Source organism: Mesorhizobium sp. M0060 (assembly GCF_040323155.1).
GTDB lineage: Bacteria > Pseudomonadota > Alphaproteobacteria > Rhizobiales > Rhizobiaceae > Mesorhizobium.
In genome coordinates, this window is sequence record NZ_JAMYUP010000098.1 from 1 (window position 1) to 12682 (window position 12682).

Consider the following 12682-nt stretch of genomic DNA (forward strand, 5'->3'; position numbering starts at 1 on the left):
CGAAGCCCCGAACGACCGGCCAGCAGACGCGACCAGGACGCTTCGACATTGGCGGCAAGCGGGGTGACCGCGCCCATGCCTGTAACAACAATCCGTCGCATCTGTTGTCCTATCGCATGGATGCGTCGATCGCGCTGGCCACGCCGTTCAAGCCGCAACTGCTTTGCGAACCTGATCGGTCGCGGCATCCAGAAAAGCCTGCGCGAGGTCGGGGTCGTTGACCGCCCGCGAGAGGAGCACCGCACCGACCATCGTCGAAAGAATGGCCATGGCCTTGCCGCTGGGCGCATCGACGTCGGCCTCGCCAATCCAGGGGCCAAGCATCCCGAGGTATTCTCCGATCCCCGCTTCGAATGACGCCTTCACCTTATTGCCCTGTCTGGCGGCATCCGAGCCGAGCGCCACGACCGGGCAGCCCTCCATCCTCTCTTCGCGATGTCCCCTGCTGAGATAGAAGTCGATCACCGCGCCAAGCGGATCCTCAGGTTTCGCCGCGATGGCAGCCAACCATCTGCGGGTCGCATGTTCCATCGCCCGGCTAGATGCCTGTGCAGCCAAGTCCTCCTTGGATGCGAACTGCTTGTAGAAAGCGCCTTGGGTCAGCCCGGCACCCTTCATCAGATCCTTGAGGCCGATGCCATCGAAGCCGTGCTCGCGAAAAAGGCGACTTGCCACATCGATCACGTTTTGCCGGTTTTGCTCGGCCTGGCTGCGACTAACTCGCATCATCGATCTCCTTTTTAGATTGCGTTCGTAATCAATAGCATGTATAGCGTACGAACGCAATCTATTTCGACATGAGGCGATGGGCATGAAAAAGCGACTTGTCATTGGGCTGGGGGGCATCCTGGTCGCGGGGTTAGGGGTGGGCGCGTTTGCCACACTTCCCATTCGCACGCAGGCGGCATCCGCCGCGGGCGACCCGAGGCAGGAAGCACCGATCGTCAGATTGGTGACAGCAGTGCCGGTGGCCGGATCCGAACGCGGCTTCACGGGCACAATTGCCGCGCGGGTGCAGAGCAATCTTGGTTTTCGCGTACCCGGCAAGATCGTTCAGCGTCTGGTGAATGTCGGTGAACGGGTCAAGGCGGGTCAACCGCTGCTGAGGATCGATGAGACCGATCTGGCCCTTGCGCTCACGCCAAGCGCAACGCGGTCGCCGCGGCACGCGCTGTGCTGGTTCAGGCGAGCGCGGACGAAAAGCGCTATGCCGTTCTGGTCAAGAAGGAATTGGCAGCAACCCCGCAGCGCTACGAGCAGGCGAAGGCCGCGCTGGATACCGCGACCGCACAGCTCGCCGCCGCAGAAGCGGAAGCGAAAGTCGCGGAGAACGAAGCGGCCTATTCCGTCCTGGTGGCGGACGCGGATGGGACGGTGGTCGAAACGCTCGGCGAGCCGGGACAGGTCGTTTCCGCCGGCCAGACAGTGGTTCGGATCGCCCAGGCCGGCCCCCGTGAAGCTGTGGTCGCGCTTCCCGAAACGATCCGGCCGGCGATTGGCTCGGCGGCCGAGGCCGGCGTGTACGGCGCCGCTGGACGCTATACAGCGCATCTGCGGCAGTTGTCGGATGCCGCCGATCCCCAGACCCGTACCTACGAGGCCCGCTACGTGCTCGACGGCGAGGCCGCGGCAGCACCGCTTGGCGCGACCGTCACCATCCGGATTGCAAGCCAGGCCAGCCAGCCGGAAGTCCAGGTCCCGCTGGGAGCCGTGCTCGATGACGGCAGCAAGACCGGCGTCTGGGCCCTGGATCGAGCTACCTCGACCGTACACTTTCGGCCCGTCAACCTTGTTCGTGTGACCAGCGAAACCGCCGTGGTCTCCGGACTGAGTTCGGATCAATCGATTGTTTCGCTCGGCGCTCATCTCCTGAAGGAGGGGGCCCGCGTCAGGACTGCTTCCGAGAGCGGGAGCAACTGACGATGAACCTCAATTTTTCCGCGATCGCCGTTCGCGAACGGGCCGTCACCCTTTTCTTCATCATCCTGCTGGTCGCGGCCGGCGCCCACGCCTTCCTCATGCTTGGGCGGGCTGAGGATCCTTCCTTCACGATCAAGACCCTCACGGTCACGACCGTATGGCCGGGCGCGACGGCGCGCGAGATGCAGGACCTCGTCGCCGAACCGCTGGAGAAGCGGCTTCAGGAGCTGACCTGGTATGACCGGGTCGAGACGACGACACGACCAGGCTATGCGTATTTGACGGTTACGCTGAAGGACAGCACACCGCCATCCAGCGTGCAGGAGGAGTTCTACCAGGCCCGCAAGAAGCTCGGGGATGAAGCCCGCAACCTGCCGCCCGGCGTGCTCGGTCCCTTCGTCAACGACGAATATTCGGACGTCAGTTTCGCCCTTTATGCGTTGAAGGCTCAAGGCATGCCGATGCGGGAACTCGCCAGGCAAGCCGAGACCATTCGCCAGGACCTCCTGCACGTGCCCGGCGTCAAGAAGATCAACATCCTCGGCGAACGTCCCGAACAGATATTCGTCGAGTTTTCCTACGCCAAACTGGCCACCCTCGGTGTGTCGGCCCAGGATATCGTTGCCGCCTTGCAACGGCAGAACACCGTCACACCGGCCGGCTCGATCGACACTCAGGGGCCGCAGGTCTTCATCCGGGTCGACGGCGCCTATGACAGTGTCCAGGCGATCGCCGACACGCCGATCGTCGCCGCGGGACGGACGCTGAAGCTCTCCGACATCGCCGAGGTCCGCCGCGGCTACGAGGATCCCCCCACCTACGTCATCCGGCATCAGGGCGAGCCGACCATCATGCTCGGGGCGGTGATGCAGGAGGGCTGGAATGGTCTTGAACTCGGCAAGGCGCTGGAGGAGAGGTCCGCTTCTATCGCACAGACGCTGCCGCTCGGGATGACGCTGGCCAAGGTCAGCGACCAAGCCGTGAACATCGACTCGTCGGTCAACGAGTTCATGCTCAAATTCGCTATGGCGCTCGGTGTGGTGCTCCTGGTGAGCTTGCTCAGCCTCGGGTGGCGCGTCGGCATCGTCGTGGCTGCCGCCGTCCCCCTGACGCTCGCCGTGGTGTTCCTCATCATGCTGGAAACCGGCCGGTTCTTCGACCGCATCACGCTCGGCGCCCTCATCCTGGCGCTCGGCCTTCTCGTGGACGACGCCATCATCGCCATCGAGGTGATGGTGGTGAAGATGGAAGAGGGCATGGACCGCATCAAGGCGGCGGCCTATGCGTGGAGCCATACCGCGGCGCCGATGCTGTCAGGCACGCTCGTGACGATCGCTGGCTTCCTGCCGGTGGGCTTCGCGCGTTCGACGGCCGGCGAATACGCCGGCAACATCTTCTGGGTCGTAGGCTTCGCCCTCATCGTCTCCTGGATCGTCGCTGTGGTCTTCACGCCGTATCTAGGCGTCAAGATGCTGCCCGCGATCAAAGCGGTCGAAGGCGGCGTCCACGCCATATACGACACACCGAACTACCGGCGCCTTCGCCGGCTCATCACCTTTGCAGTGCGCCACAAGTTCGTAACCTGCGGTGTCGTCGGCATCGTTTTCGCGCTTTCGGTTGTCGGCATGGGCGCGCTCAAGCAGCAGTTCTTCCCGACATCCGACCGCCCCGAAGTGCTGATCGAGGTTCGCCTGCCGGAAGGCACCAGCATCGAGACGACGACCGCCACGGTGGAGAAGCTGGAGCACTGGCTTGGCGACCAACCCGAGGCCAAGATCGTGACGAGCTACGTCGGTCAGGGCGCTCCCCGCTTTTTCTTCGCGATGGCGCCGGAACTGCCTGATCCTGCCTTTGCCAAGATTGTCGTGCTGACACCGGACGCGGAGGCACGCGAGGCTTTGAAGCAGCGACTCCGTGCGGCGGTGTCACAAGGGCTTGCGCCCGAGGCCTATATCCGCGTTACGCAGCTTGTGTTCGGCCCCTACACGCCGTTCCCGGTCGAGTTCCGGGTCATGGGACCTGATCCCGCGCAACTATACGCCATCTCTGAAAAAGCCCTCGATATCATGCGAGGCGTTCCGGACGTGCGGCAGGCCAACCGCGACTGGGGAAATCGCACGCCCGTACTACGCTTCATCCCGGATCAGGATCGACTCAACCTCATCGGGCTGTCGCCGGCGGAGGTGGGCCAGCAGCTGCAGTTCCTGCTCACCGGTATCCCCGTCACGCAGGTCCGCGAGGACATTCGCAATGTCCCCATCGTGGCACGCAGCGCCGGCGGCGAGCGGCTGGATCCGTCGCGTCTGGCGGATTTCTCGCTGATGAGCCGGGATGGCCGCCAGATTCCACTTGACCAGATCGGTCACTCGGAAGTCCGCTTGGAAGAGCCGATCCTGAAGCGCCGCGATCGCACACCCGTCATCACGATCCGCTCGGACATCAACGAGGCAACCCAGCCTCCGGAGGTCTCCAAGCAGATCATGACCGCCCTTCAGCCGCTGATCGCATCCCTTCCGGCCGGCTATCGCATCGAACTGGGTGGATCGATCGAGGAGGCGATCAAGGCCAACACCGCGCTGGGTAAAGTCTTCCCAGCCATGATCGCCGCCATGCTGATCGTCATCATACTGCAGGTGCGATCCTTCTCGACGATGGCGATGGTCGTGCTGACGGCGCCGCTCGGTCTTGTCGGCGTCGTGCCCATTTTGCTCACCTTCAACCAGCCCTTCGGATTCAACGCCATTTTGGGCCTGATAGGACTGGCTGGCATCCTGATGCGCAATACGCTGATCCTGACGGAACAGATCAAGGAGAACCGTGCTGCCGGCCTTGACGACTATCACGCCGTCATCGAGGCCACGGTGCAACGCACGAGGCCGGTGATCCTGACCGCACTTGCCGCCGTGCTGGCCTTCATCCCCCTCACGCACTCGGTCTTCTGGGGATCGATGGCCTACACGCTGATCGGCGGCACGGCGGCCGGCACGGTGCTGATCCTGCTGTTCCTTCCAGCACTCTATGTAGCGTGGTTCCGGATCAAGCCGACTGCGGATGAGTCCCATGAGGATTCGACGAAGGAACCGGAATTGCAACCAGCAATGGCGGCCGAGTAGGGCTCCGTTGTCGGAGGAGACGATTCAAGTACTCGCCCGCTGGCTTTGCCTCACATAGGCAAGGCCAGCCGTACGATCTTACCTACCGATGATCGGACACGCGAGCCCGGCGGGTTGGATTCATCAGCTCAGGAGATGTCCATGAATCGTCCGGTCCGAACGCGAACCGATCCCGACGAGGTGCGCGCGCGCATCCTGGAGGTGGCGGAAGAGCACTTTCGCCGCATCGGCTACCATAAGACGTCGGTGGCCGACATCGCCTCCGAACTCGGCATGAGCACGGCAAATGTCTACCGTTTCTTCCCCTCCAGGGACGCAATCAAAGAATCCATCTGCGGGCGAGTTGTGAACGAGGTAGCTGACATCGCCCTCGCAATCGCACACACGAACGCGCCGGCCGGGGAGAAACTCGGCCAGCTACTGACCGCCGTTCACCACCACAAGAAGATGACGCTGGTCAAGGAAAAGCGCATGCACGACCTGATTGTCGCCGCCATGCAGGAGAACTGGGCGATCATCAAGGTGCATATCGAGCGCATGGTAACGACTTTAGGGGTCATCATCCGCGAGGGCATCGAATCGAGCGAATTCAAAGTCGATGATTCCGCTGGGGCGGCGCGTGCCGTCCACACCGCGTTCGCGCCGTTCCTCCACCCAATTCTGATTGAGCACTGCCTCGAACACGGGGAGGATACCGAAGTGGGCTTGCGCGAGCAGATTCGATTTTGCCTGAAAGCTCTTGGCAAGTCAGCCTAACATGCCAGCACAGACCTTTCGCTGCGCTAGTGGAAGCTGAAGTCGAAAATAGGTGGTGGTTGCATGCGGGTGTGGTGGAATTGGTAGACGGCTGGATTCAAAATCCGGTTCCGCAAGGAGTCGGTTCGATTCCGACCACCCGCACCACCTCTTCAGAACGAGCAGATTTGATTTAGAGACGGACAACAGCACCGGTGTCCCTCGAGCGCCGTGCTTGGTCTGACGTTGGCGCAAGGCGTTCGAGGCAGCGCAAACAAACCCTATGGAGAGCCGACGCCGCGAGCGCCCTCGGAACCGTCAGCTTACCCTTTATTCCTGGTCCAGGATTCGCGCTGGGCAAAGACGCGCGTGACCTCGGCCATGTTTTCCGTGCCCCAGGAGCAAAGCGGCACCAGCGCCTCGGCAAGGCTCCTGCCCAGCGGAGTGAGGCTGTAGTCCACCCGCGGTGGGATCTCTCTGTAATCAGTCCGCTTCACAAGACCGTCGGCCTCCAACTCTTTGAGTTGCTGGATCAGCATCTTGTCGCTGACGTCGCGCACGGCTCGCCGCAGCTCGCCGTAGCGGGTCGGGCCGTCTTGGGCGACGAAGTACAGGATCAGTGGCTTCCACTTGCCGGCGATGACCCGCAGCGTCGCGTCGAGACCGCAGGTGAAGCCGGGCAGCGTCGGGGTGCAGGTCTGGGCCGGCGGCACAGCGCGCGCTGGCGGCAAGGTCGGTTCCGAACGATCTGATGACATTTCTAGATACTTACCAAAAGGTGCATACTTGTCAATAGGTGGGTGTGCCGCCAGCTTAGTGCAACCTCAATGAAGGAGCACACCATGAGCAGGCTACAAGGTAAGACGGCAGTGATAACGGGCGGCGGAAGCGGCATCGGACTCGGGGCTGCCAAGCGGTTCATCGACGAAGGCGCGTTCGTCTACATCTTCGGACGACGGCAGGAGACGCTCGACGCTGCCGTGGCGCAGTTAGGGTCCTCGGTGCGCGCCGTTCAGGGCTCGGTTACCGATTTGTCCGACCTCGACCGGCTGTACGAGACGGTGAAGGCCGAACGCGGCAGTCTCGACATCCTGTTTGCCAACGCCGGGACCGGCTCGTTCGCATCGCTCGGCGAAATTACGCTCAAGCACTACGACCAGATCTTCGACATCAATGTGAAGGGGACGATCTTTACCGTGCAGAAGGCCCTGCCGCTGATGACTGATGGGGCGTCGATCATTCTGACCGGCTCCAGCACGGGGGTGATGGGGACGCCGGCGTTCAGTATCTACAGCGCGACCAAGGCCGCGATCCGCAATCTGGCCCGTAGCTGGGCGCTGGATCTGCGCGGCACGGGCATCCGTATTAATGTGCTGTCCCCGGGCCGACCACGACCGAGCTGGCGCTCGAAGTCTTGGGTGAGGAAGGGATTGCCGCGATGGGCGCGTCGACCGTGCTCGGCCGCATGGGCGACCCGTCGGAGACGGGAGCGGTCGCCGCGTTTCTAGCGTCGTCGGACAGCAGCTTCATGACTGGCGGCGAGGTGTTCGTCGATGGTGGCCTGGCGCAAGTCTGAGGCCTTGACTGTCCGAGCATGAGGATTTCGTGGGCCGGAATCGGAGCCCTCATCGCGCTGCGTCAAACTGCAAATTTCAATGTAGACGCTACGCTCTCAGCCCGGCCCATTCGCGCAACCGCATGTTCGCAGGGGAGCGGATGCGGTCAAGCAACCAACGAGCGGCCCGACCAGGAAGGCTGTCGGCCTTGTAAATGGCCTGCATCGATAAAAGGCCGCGTCTAGGTCCTTCCAGCAGGATCTGAACAAGCTGTTCCGCTACGAGTTCATCAGCGACGATCGGCAATGGCATATGTTCCCAGCCAAGGCCGGCGATTAGGTTGGCGGAGTTCGCCCTTCCTTGCCGGCTTGGACAGGTCGATTTGAGGGATGTGTTGGCGGGCCGTGGGGCTTCCGAACTAACTCCCTGCTGCCCGAGGATGATGTTCTTCATCGAAGGTGCGGCGTGCGTCTTCGATGAGAGGCCAGTGCTCCCTTATCCAGCTGGTGAAGCCCTCCAAGGCTGGCAACAGGCTCGAGCCCATGTCGGTAAGCTCGTACTCAACGCGCGGTGGAACCTCCGGAAAGTAGTGTCGGACAAGGAAACCATCCCTCTCCAAGTTTCGGAGCGTCACGGTCAACATACGCTGTGGGGCGCGCAGGGCTTCAGCCGCGGTCCTAGCTCTGTTTCCTCGTAGTTGCGACCATGGATTGTGTTGACCATAAGTATCCTCCGTGTGCCCCAAGTACAGAAATGTGCTGTCTTCCGCGGGCTTCTGCAACAGTATACATTCGTAACCATCGAACTGCGAGATGGTTGGAACAATGCTGCTGTATCAGTTTCGGAAGGGTACAAACCCTCGACGGGTCATCATTTACCTGGCGGAAAAGGGGATCGACGTCCCGCGCTACGAACTCGATTATGCGAACGGTGAACACCGCTCCGCCCGTTACGTGAACATCAACCCGGCGGGCCGGGCCCCGATCCTGGTGACCGACTCAGGTCTTGCGATCACAGAGTCGGCGGCGATCGTCGAGTATCTGGAGGAACTCTATCCCGACAGGCCGATGATTGGCTCGGACCCGCTGTCCCGTGCACGGGTGCGGTCTCTTGAACGGCTTGGCAATGATCTGATTGCGCGCGGTCAGTTGTGGCTCTGGAACCGGACCGACGCCTTTCCAGCAAAAGAGCCGGTTCCTTCCCAGGAGATGGCGGATCGCACGCATCGCTATGTATCGGAACTTCTCGATGTGCTGGAGAAGGAGATCGGGGAGAACGCTTTCCTAGCTGGTGCTGAGCCGACGATCGCGGACTTTACGACTTTCACGATCTTTCAGACAGCACGCGAGAGGTTCGACCTGCTATTCGGAAATTCTCATCCGCGTCTCGACGCTTGGTACGACCGCTTTCGGGCACGTCCGAGTGCAGATTACTGACGACGCTGGCTTCCGGTCAGAAATCACGGAGTCCCGCATGTTATATTCGTATAAAATTGGCGATTGATCTTCTGCGTATTGGTGTTCGCGGCTGTCTATCCACTTGTGACAGCGCTAAGTTACCTGATGCAGGGGTCGGCCGAGAACTGGCCGATATGGCAGCGCCATCTTGTGATCGTGCCGGTCATCGTGCTGGCAATGGTGTTTGTGATCATTCCGGCCATACAAGCGTTGCTTAATCGCTTGAACAATGACGGCCACTCGCCGGAACGGTGCAACGAGTCACCTAAATCTTAGTTTCCCAAGAACCCCTTTGCTTCGCGGTTTCACCAAGTGCCGTAGACCGTCGGCAGGGTTAGCCGCCTTATGCCCCGATATAGGCCGCCAGTTCGTCAGGCGTTCCCTTCGGAAAAGCTTCCTTCAAATGCTCGAGGAAAGCCGACACGCGAGCGCTCAAAAGCCGCCGTGACGGATAGAGCGTCCATAGGGCTATTTCTGGTCCGTCCACATCACCCCAGTGCACGAGTGTGCCAGCAGCCAAGTCGTGACTTACGAGTGAAATTGGAAGGCGAGCGGCGCCGGCGCCAACGCGAACCGCATCGCGCACCATGATCATTGATGACAGGCGCAGGATCGTATCCACAGCGACGCGCGATCTTCCCGCTGATGTCGTCAAATCCCAGACAGCACTCTGATCGCCCGCGCCGCGCACCACGGCCGGGACAACCACATTACCCCTTGGCCGCGTCACGGCCGGACTCGCCACAGCCACCAGCCGGTCGCGCAAAAAGATGCGTCCGACAAGACTTTCATCTGGCTCCGGATTGACCCGGATCACCAAGTCGTACGTTTCCTCTACCATGTCGACTGCTCGATCTTCGGTCGTGATTTCCAGCCTCACTTCTGGGTATTTGACCGCGAACTCAGCGGCGAGCTTTCCCATTGCAATCTGCGAGAAGAGCAGTGGTGCACTGATGCGCAATCGGCCTTGCGGCCGGTCCCCACCCGAGGCGATCGCCGCCGCGGTTTCGTCGAGCTCGGTAAGCAGCGCCCCCGTCCGCTCGTAGAGCGCCCGTCCTTCCTCGGTGAGCTTCAGCGCGCGACCCCCGCGCTCGAACAGGCGCAGGTTGAGGCTGGCTTCCAGTTCCGCGACACGCCGGGACAGGGTTGCTTTCGGACGCGCTGCGGCCCGCGCGGCCCGTCCGAACCCGCCGTGCCGGGCAACAAGGTTAAAGTCAGCGAGAGCAAGTAGATCCATTTGTTCCACTCGTGAGACGGTCTGTCCAAATATAACGTCTATTGCCATGAATGTGGATCACTAATTTACAGGGTGTCTTTTGCCCCCAAATCGGAGTGATCCCCATGACCATCCTCGTAACCGGCGCGACCGGCAATGTCGGCCGCAACGTCGTCGAACAACTCGTGAACCGTGGCGCCGATGTGCGCGCTCTGGTCCGCGACCCGTCCAAGGCGAGTTTCCCGGCCAGCGTCGACGTCGTCCAAGGCGACCTGCTCGACGTCGACGCGCTGCGCAGCGCCTTCTCGGGCGTGTCCACGCTGTTCCTGCTGAACGCAGTAGTGGCAGACGAATACACCCAGGCGCTGGTCGCGCTGGCCGTTGCCCGCCAGGTCAAGATCGAGCGGATCGTATACCTCTCGGTGATCCACAGCGACGTGTACGTGAACGTGCCGCACTTCGCAGGCAAGTTCGGCGTCGAGCGGATGGTCGAACAGATGGGCCTCAACGCCACCATCCTGCGCCCGGCCTACTTCATGGACAACGACATCACGATCAAGGACGTGGTGAGCGTCTACGGCATCTACCCCATGCCGATCGGTAACAAGGGCCTCGCCATGATCGACGCGCGCGACGTCGGCGAGATCGCCGCGATCGAGCTGATCCGCCGCGAGCAGTCTGCCACGCCGCTGCCGCTCAACCGCATCAACCTGGTCGGCCCGGACACGCTGACGGGCGCCGATGCCGCAACGATCTGGACGGACGTCCTCGGGCGCCCGATCGTCTACCCGGGCGATGACACCGCGGCGTTCGAGCAGAACCTGCGGCAGTTCATGCCGAGCTGGATGGCGCTCGACATGCGCCTGATGGCCGAGCGCTTCCTCACAGACGGCATGGTCCCGGACGCCGGCGATGTCGATCGGCTGACTACCCTGCTGGGCCGTCCGCTGCGCTCCTATCGCGATTACGCCGCCCAGATCACGGCTTGATCGCCGCGGGCTACGGCATCCCCATTCAAGGAGACAAACCATGATCTATTCGACCGCCACCGTTCCGGTGAACCCGGACGGCGAAACCAAGCTCACCCGTGAGCAAGCCTGGAAAGGCCTTGAGCTGAAGGCGCGCGATGCGAAAGCGCCCTGCTATCCACGCTGAAGCGCATCCGCGAGATGCTCGCGGACGGCAAGCTCTGACCCTCGACAACTGAACAGCGGGACCACGTCCCCACGCGTTCCGCCACCAGCGACATCCACGCAAGAGCCGCCCCCACAACCTGTTTTGAAACGTACAAACCCAGAAGGATTAATCCCATGCAGACGACCGGAAACACCATCCTCATCACCGGCGGTGGAACGGGGATCGGCGAGGCGCTCGCTCACCGCTTTCACGACCTCGGCAACACCGTAATCATCGCGGGCCGACGGATCGAAACGTTGGAGAAGGCGATCGGCGATCGGCCGAATATCCACGCTCTGACGCTCGATATGGACGATGCCGCTAGCGTCGCGGCTTTTGCCGAGAAGCTCGTCACCGATTTTCCAAGCGTCAACGTGCTGTTCAACAGCGCCGGCATCATGCGCATGGAAGGGCCGCTCGATAAATTCCGCGATCTGAGCGATGCGGAGGCCTCCATCACCAGCAATCTGCTCGGCCCCATTCGGGTGACCAATGCGCTGATCGAGCATCTGGGCCGCCAGCCCAATGCGGTCATCGTCAATATCAGCTCGGGTCTCGCCTTCGTGCCGCTGGTGATCGCCCCGACCTATTCGGCGATCAAGGCTGCCATCCACAGCTACACGGAATCCCTCCGTGCCGTCCTAAAGGGCAAGATCGAGGTCATCGAGCTGGTTCCGCCCGCCGTGCAAACGGACCTGACCCCCGGCCAGAAGACGAACGAGCGCTTCATGCCGCTCGACACGTTCGCCGATCAGGTCATCGCGCTCTTCCAACAGACGCCCACGCCGCGCGAGATCTTGGTAGAAGGCGTCGACTTCATGCGCAATGCCGAGGCTGAGGACCGCTTCGACGATACTTTGGCGGCGATCAACCCGTTCCTCAAGTAGAGGCGCGAAAACCGAGCCGCGACTGCGCAAGGCGCCGAAGCCTCGAGCTTCCTATTCAGGGCTTCGTTCGTGTCTCAGGGGCGGACGGTCTGTTCAAAAACGCAGGCTGCCGCCCATTGCAGTGCTGTTACCTCTAGGGCCACACCATTCGGGAGAAATGTCATGACGGACGATACTGATCTTCACCGCGCCGCACGGCTGAAAGTGGCGGTCACGCGAGAGGTGTTCATCTCGCACGCGATCCAGGACGTCTTCGACTTCGTTGCGGCCGAAGACGTCCTGCCTAAGATCCTGACGGGCTACGGGATGGTGCCCGGTGTTGCGTCGACCTCGGACATTTCGGGTCCGTGGGATCGTCCCGGCTCCCACCGGGTCGTTCATCTGGCGGACGGCAGCACCGCGAACGAGGGCCTGACGCACTACGACCGGCCCTCCTACTTCGCCTATCGGGTGAGTGATCCGAGCTTTGCGCTGAAGCACCTCATGACCGAAGCGCGCGGGCAATTCTGGTTCGAACCGGCTAGTCCCTATGATTGCTGGGCCTGAGGGCGGCCCGTCATCCGATATGCAACGGTACGAGGGTTAAGCCGGCTGGCCGGCGCAGAGCCTCATGCATAGGAGA

The 12682-nt window shown here is 61.9% G+C and carries 13 protein-coding genes, 1 tRNA gene and 3 pseudogenes; 11 read left to right on the forward strand and 6 right to left on the reverse strand.

The window, feature by feature from the left end; translation table 11 throughout:
- Nucleotides 1-101, reverse strand: a 101-nt coding sequence (locus tag NKJ94_RS35540; protein WP_352527199.1) for a beta-ketoacyl synthase N-terminal-like domain-containing protein, incomplete at its 3' end; no start/stop codon positions are given.
- Between the two features lie 46 nt (nucleotides 102-147).
- Nucleotides 148-726, reverse strand: coding sequence for a TetR/AcrR family transcriptional regulator (locus NKJ94_RS35545; RefSeq protein WP_352532263.1), 579 nt, complete (start codon nucleotides 724-726; stop codon nucleotides 148-150).
- 85 nt (nucleotides 727-811) lie between these two features.
- Here NKJ94_RS35545 and NKJ94_RS35550 point away from each other — a divergent pair.
- The 4 genes and pseudogenes from NKJ94_RS35550 to NKJ94_RS35565 all read left to right on the forward strand — a co-directional run bounded on the left by NKJ94_RS35550 (nucleotide 812) and on the right by NKJ94_RS35565 (nucleotide 5936).
- Nucleotides 812-1920: pseudogene (locus NKJ94_RS35550) on the forward strand (efflux RND transporter periplasmic adaptor subunit).
- A 2-nt stretch (nucleotides 1921-1922) separates the two neighbouring features.
- Nucleotides 1923-5033, forward strand: coding sequence for an efflux RND transporter permease subunit (locus NKJ94_RS35555; RefSeq protein WP_352532245.1), 3111 nt, complete (start codon nucleotides 1923-1925; stop codon nucleotides 5031-5033).
- Nucleotides 5034-5174: 141 nt separating this feature from the next.
- Complete coding sequence (locus NKJ94_RS35560; RefSeq protein WP_352532247.1) at nucleotides 5175-5789, forward strand: TetR/AcrR family transcriptional regulator; 615 nt, start codon at nucleotides 5175-5177, stop codon at nucleotides 5787-5789.
- A 65-nt stretch (nucleotides 5790-5854) separates the two neighbouring features.
- Nucleotides 5855-5936, forward strand: a tRNA-OTHER gene (locus NKJ94_RS35565).
- A gap of 155 nt (nucleotides 5937-6091) precedes the next feature.
- On the opposite strand, the gene NKJ94_RS35570 is transcribed toward NKJ94_RS35565, so the two are convergent.
- Nucleotides 6092-6451, reverse strand: a complete 360-nt coding sequence (locus tag NKJ94_RS35570) for a winged helix-turn-helix transcriptional regulator (RefSeq protein WP_352532265.1) — start codon at nucleotides 6449-6451, stop codon at nucleotides 6092-6094.
- A gap of 159 nt (nucleotides 6452-6610) precedes the next feature.
- Between NKJ94_RS35570 and NKJ94_RS35575 the strand changes: the two are divergent.
- Nucleotides 6611-7344, forward strand: a pseudogene (locus NKJ94_RS35575) (SDR family NAD(P)-dependent oxidoreductase).
- Nucleotides 7345-7432: 88 nt separating this feature from the next.
- Here NKJ94_RS35575 and NKJ94_RS35580 read toward each other — a convergent pair.
- The gene (locus NKJ94_RS35580) at nucleotides 7433-7777 is read right to left on the reverse strand and encodes a type 2 periplasmic-binding domain-containing protein (protein ID WP_352532249.1); all 345 of its coding nucleotides are present in this window, start codon (nucleotides 7775-7777) and stop codon (nucleotides 7433-7435) included.
- Nucleotides 7743-7967, reverse strand: a complete 225-nt coding sequence (locus NKJ94_RS35585) for a winged helix-turn-helix transcriptional regulator (protein ID WP_352532251.1) — start codon at nucleotides 7965-7967, stop codon at nucleotides 7743-7745. The genes NKJ94_RS35580 and NKJ94_RS35585 overlap by 35 nt, the downstream gene beginning before the upstream one ends.
- Before the next feature lie 181 nt (nucleotides 7968-8148).
- On the opposite strand from NKJ94_RS35585, the gene NKJ94_RS35590 reads away from it, so the two are divergent.
- Both NKJ94_RS35590 and NKJ94_RS37725 read left to right on the forward strand, forming a co-directional pair.
- A complete protein-coding gene (locus NKJ94_RS35590) occupies nucleotides 8149-8760 on the forward strand; it encodes a glutathione S-transferase family protein (RefSeq protein ID WP_352532253.1) in 612 nt (203 codons plus the stop codon).
- A gap of 81 nt (nucleotides 8761-8841) precedes the next feature.
- Entirely contained in the window at nucleotides 8842-9057 is a 216-nt protein-coding gene (locus tag NKJ94_RS37725; RefSeq protein ID WP_502896227.1) for a hypothetical protein, read from the forward strand.
- Nucleotides 9058-9124: 67 nt separating this feature from the next.
- Here NKJ94_RS37725 and NKJ94_RS35595 read toward each other — a convergent pair whose 3' ends face one another.
- A complete protein-coding gene (locus NKJ94_RS35595) occupies nucleotides 9125-10018 on the reverse strand; it encodes a LysR family transcriptional regulator (RefSeq protein ID WP_352532255.1) in 894 nt (297 codons plus the stop codon).
- Between the two features lie 104 nt (nucleotides 10019-10122).
- On the opposite strand from NKJ94_RS35595, the gene NKJ94_RS35600 reads away from it, so the two are divergent.
- The 4 genes and pseudogenes from NKJ94_RS35600 (at nucleotide 10123) to NKJ94_RS35615 (ending at nucleotide 12606) form a co-directional block, all read left to right on the forward strand.
- Nucleotides 10123-10986 (forward strand): SDR family oxidoreductase, encoded by an 864-nt coding sequence (locus tag NKJ94_RS35600; protein ID WP_352532257.1) that lies wholly within the window; start codon nucleotides 10123-10125, stop codon nucleotides 10984-10986.
- A gap of 40 nt (nucleotides 10987-11026) precedes the next feature.
- Nucleotides 11027-11131 (forward strand): annotated as a pseudogene (locus NKJ94_RS35605) (AtaL-like protein); the annotation flags it as partial.
- A gap of 176 nt (nucleotides 11132-11307) precedes the next feature.
- A complete protein-coding gene (locus NKJ94_RS35610) occupies nucleotides 11308-12060 on the forward strand; it encodes an SDR family oxidoreductase (RefSeq protein WP_352532259.1) in 753 nt (250 codons plus the stop codon).
- Between the two features lie 162 nt (nucleotides 12061-12222).
- Nucleotides 12223-12606 (forward strand): SRPBCC family protein, encoded by a 384-nt coding sequence (locus NKJ94_RS35615; protein WP_352532261.1) that lies wholly within the window; start codon nucleotides 12223-12225, stop codon nucleotides 12604-12606.
- The last annotated feature ends 76 nt before the right edge of the window (nucleotides 12607-12682 follow it).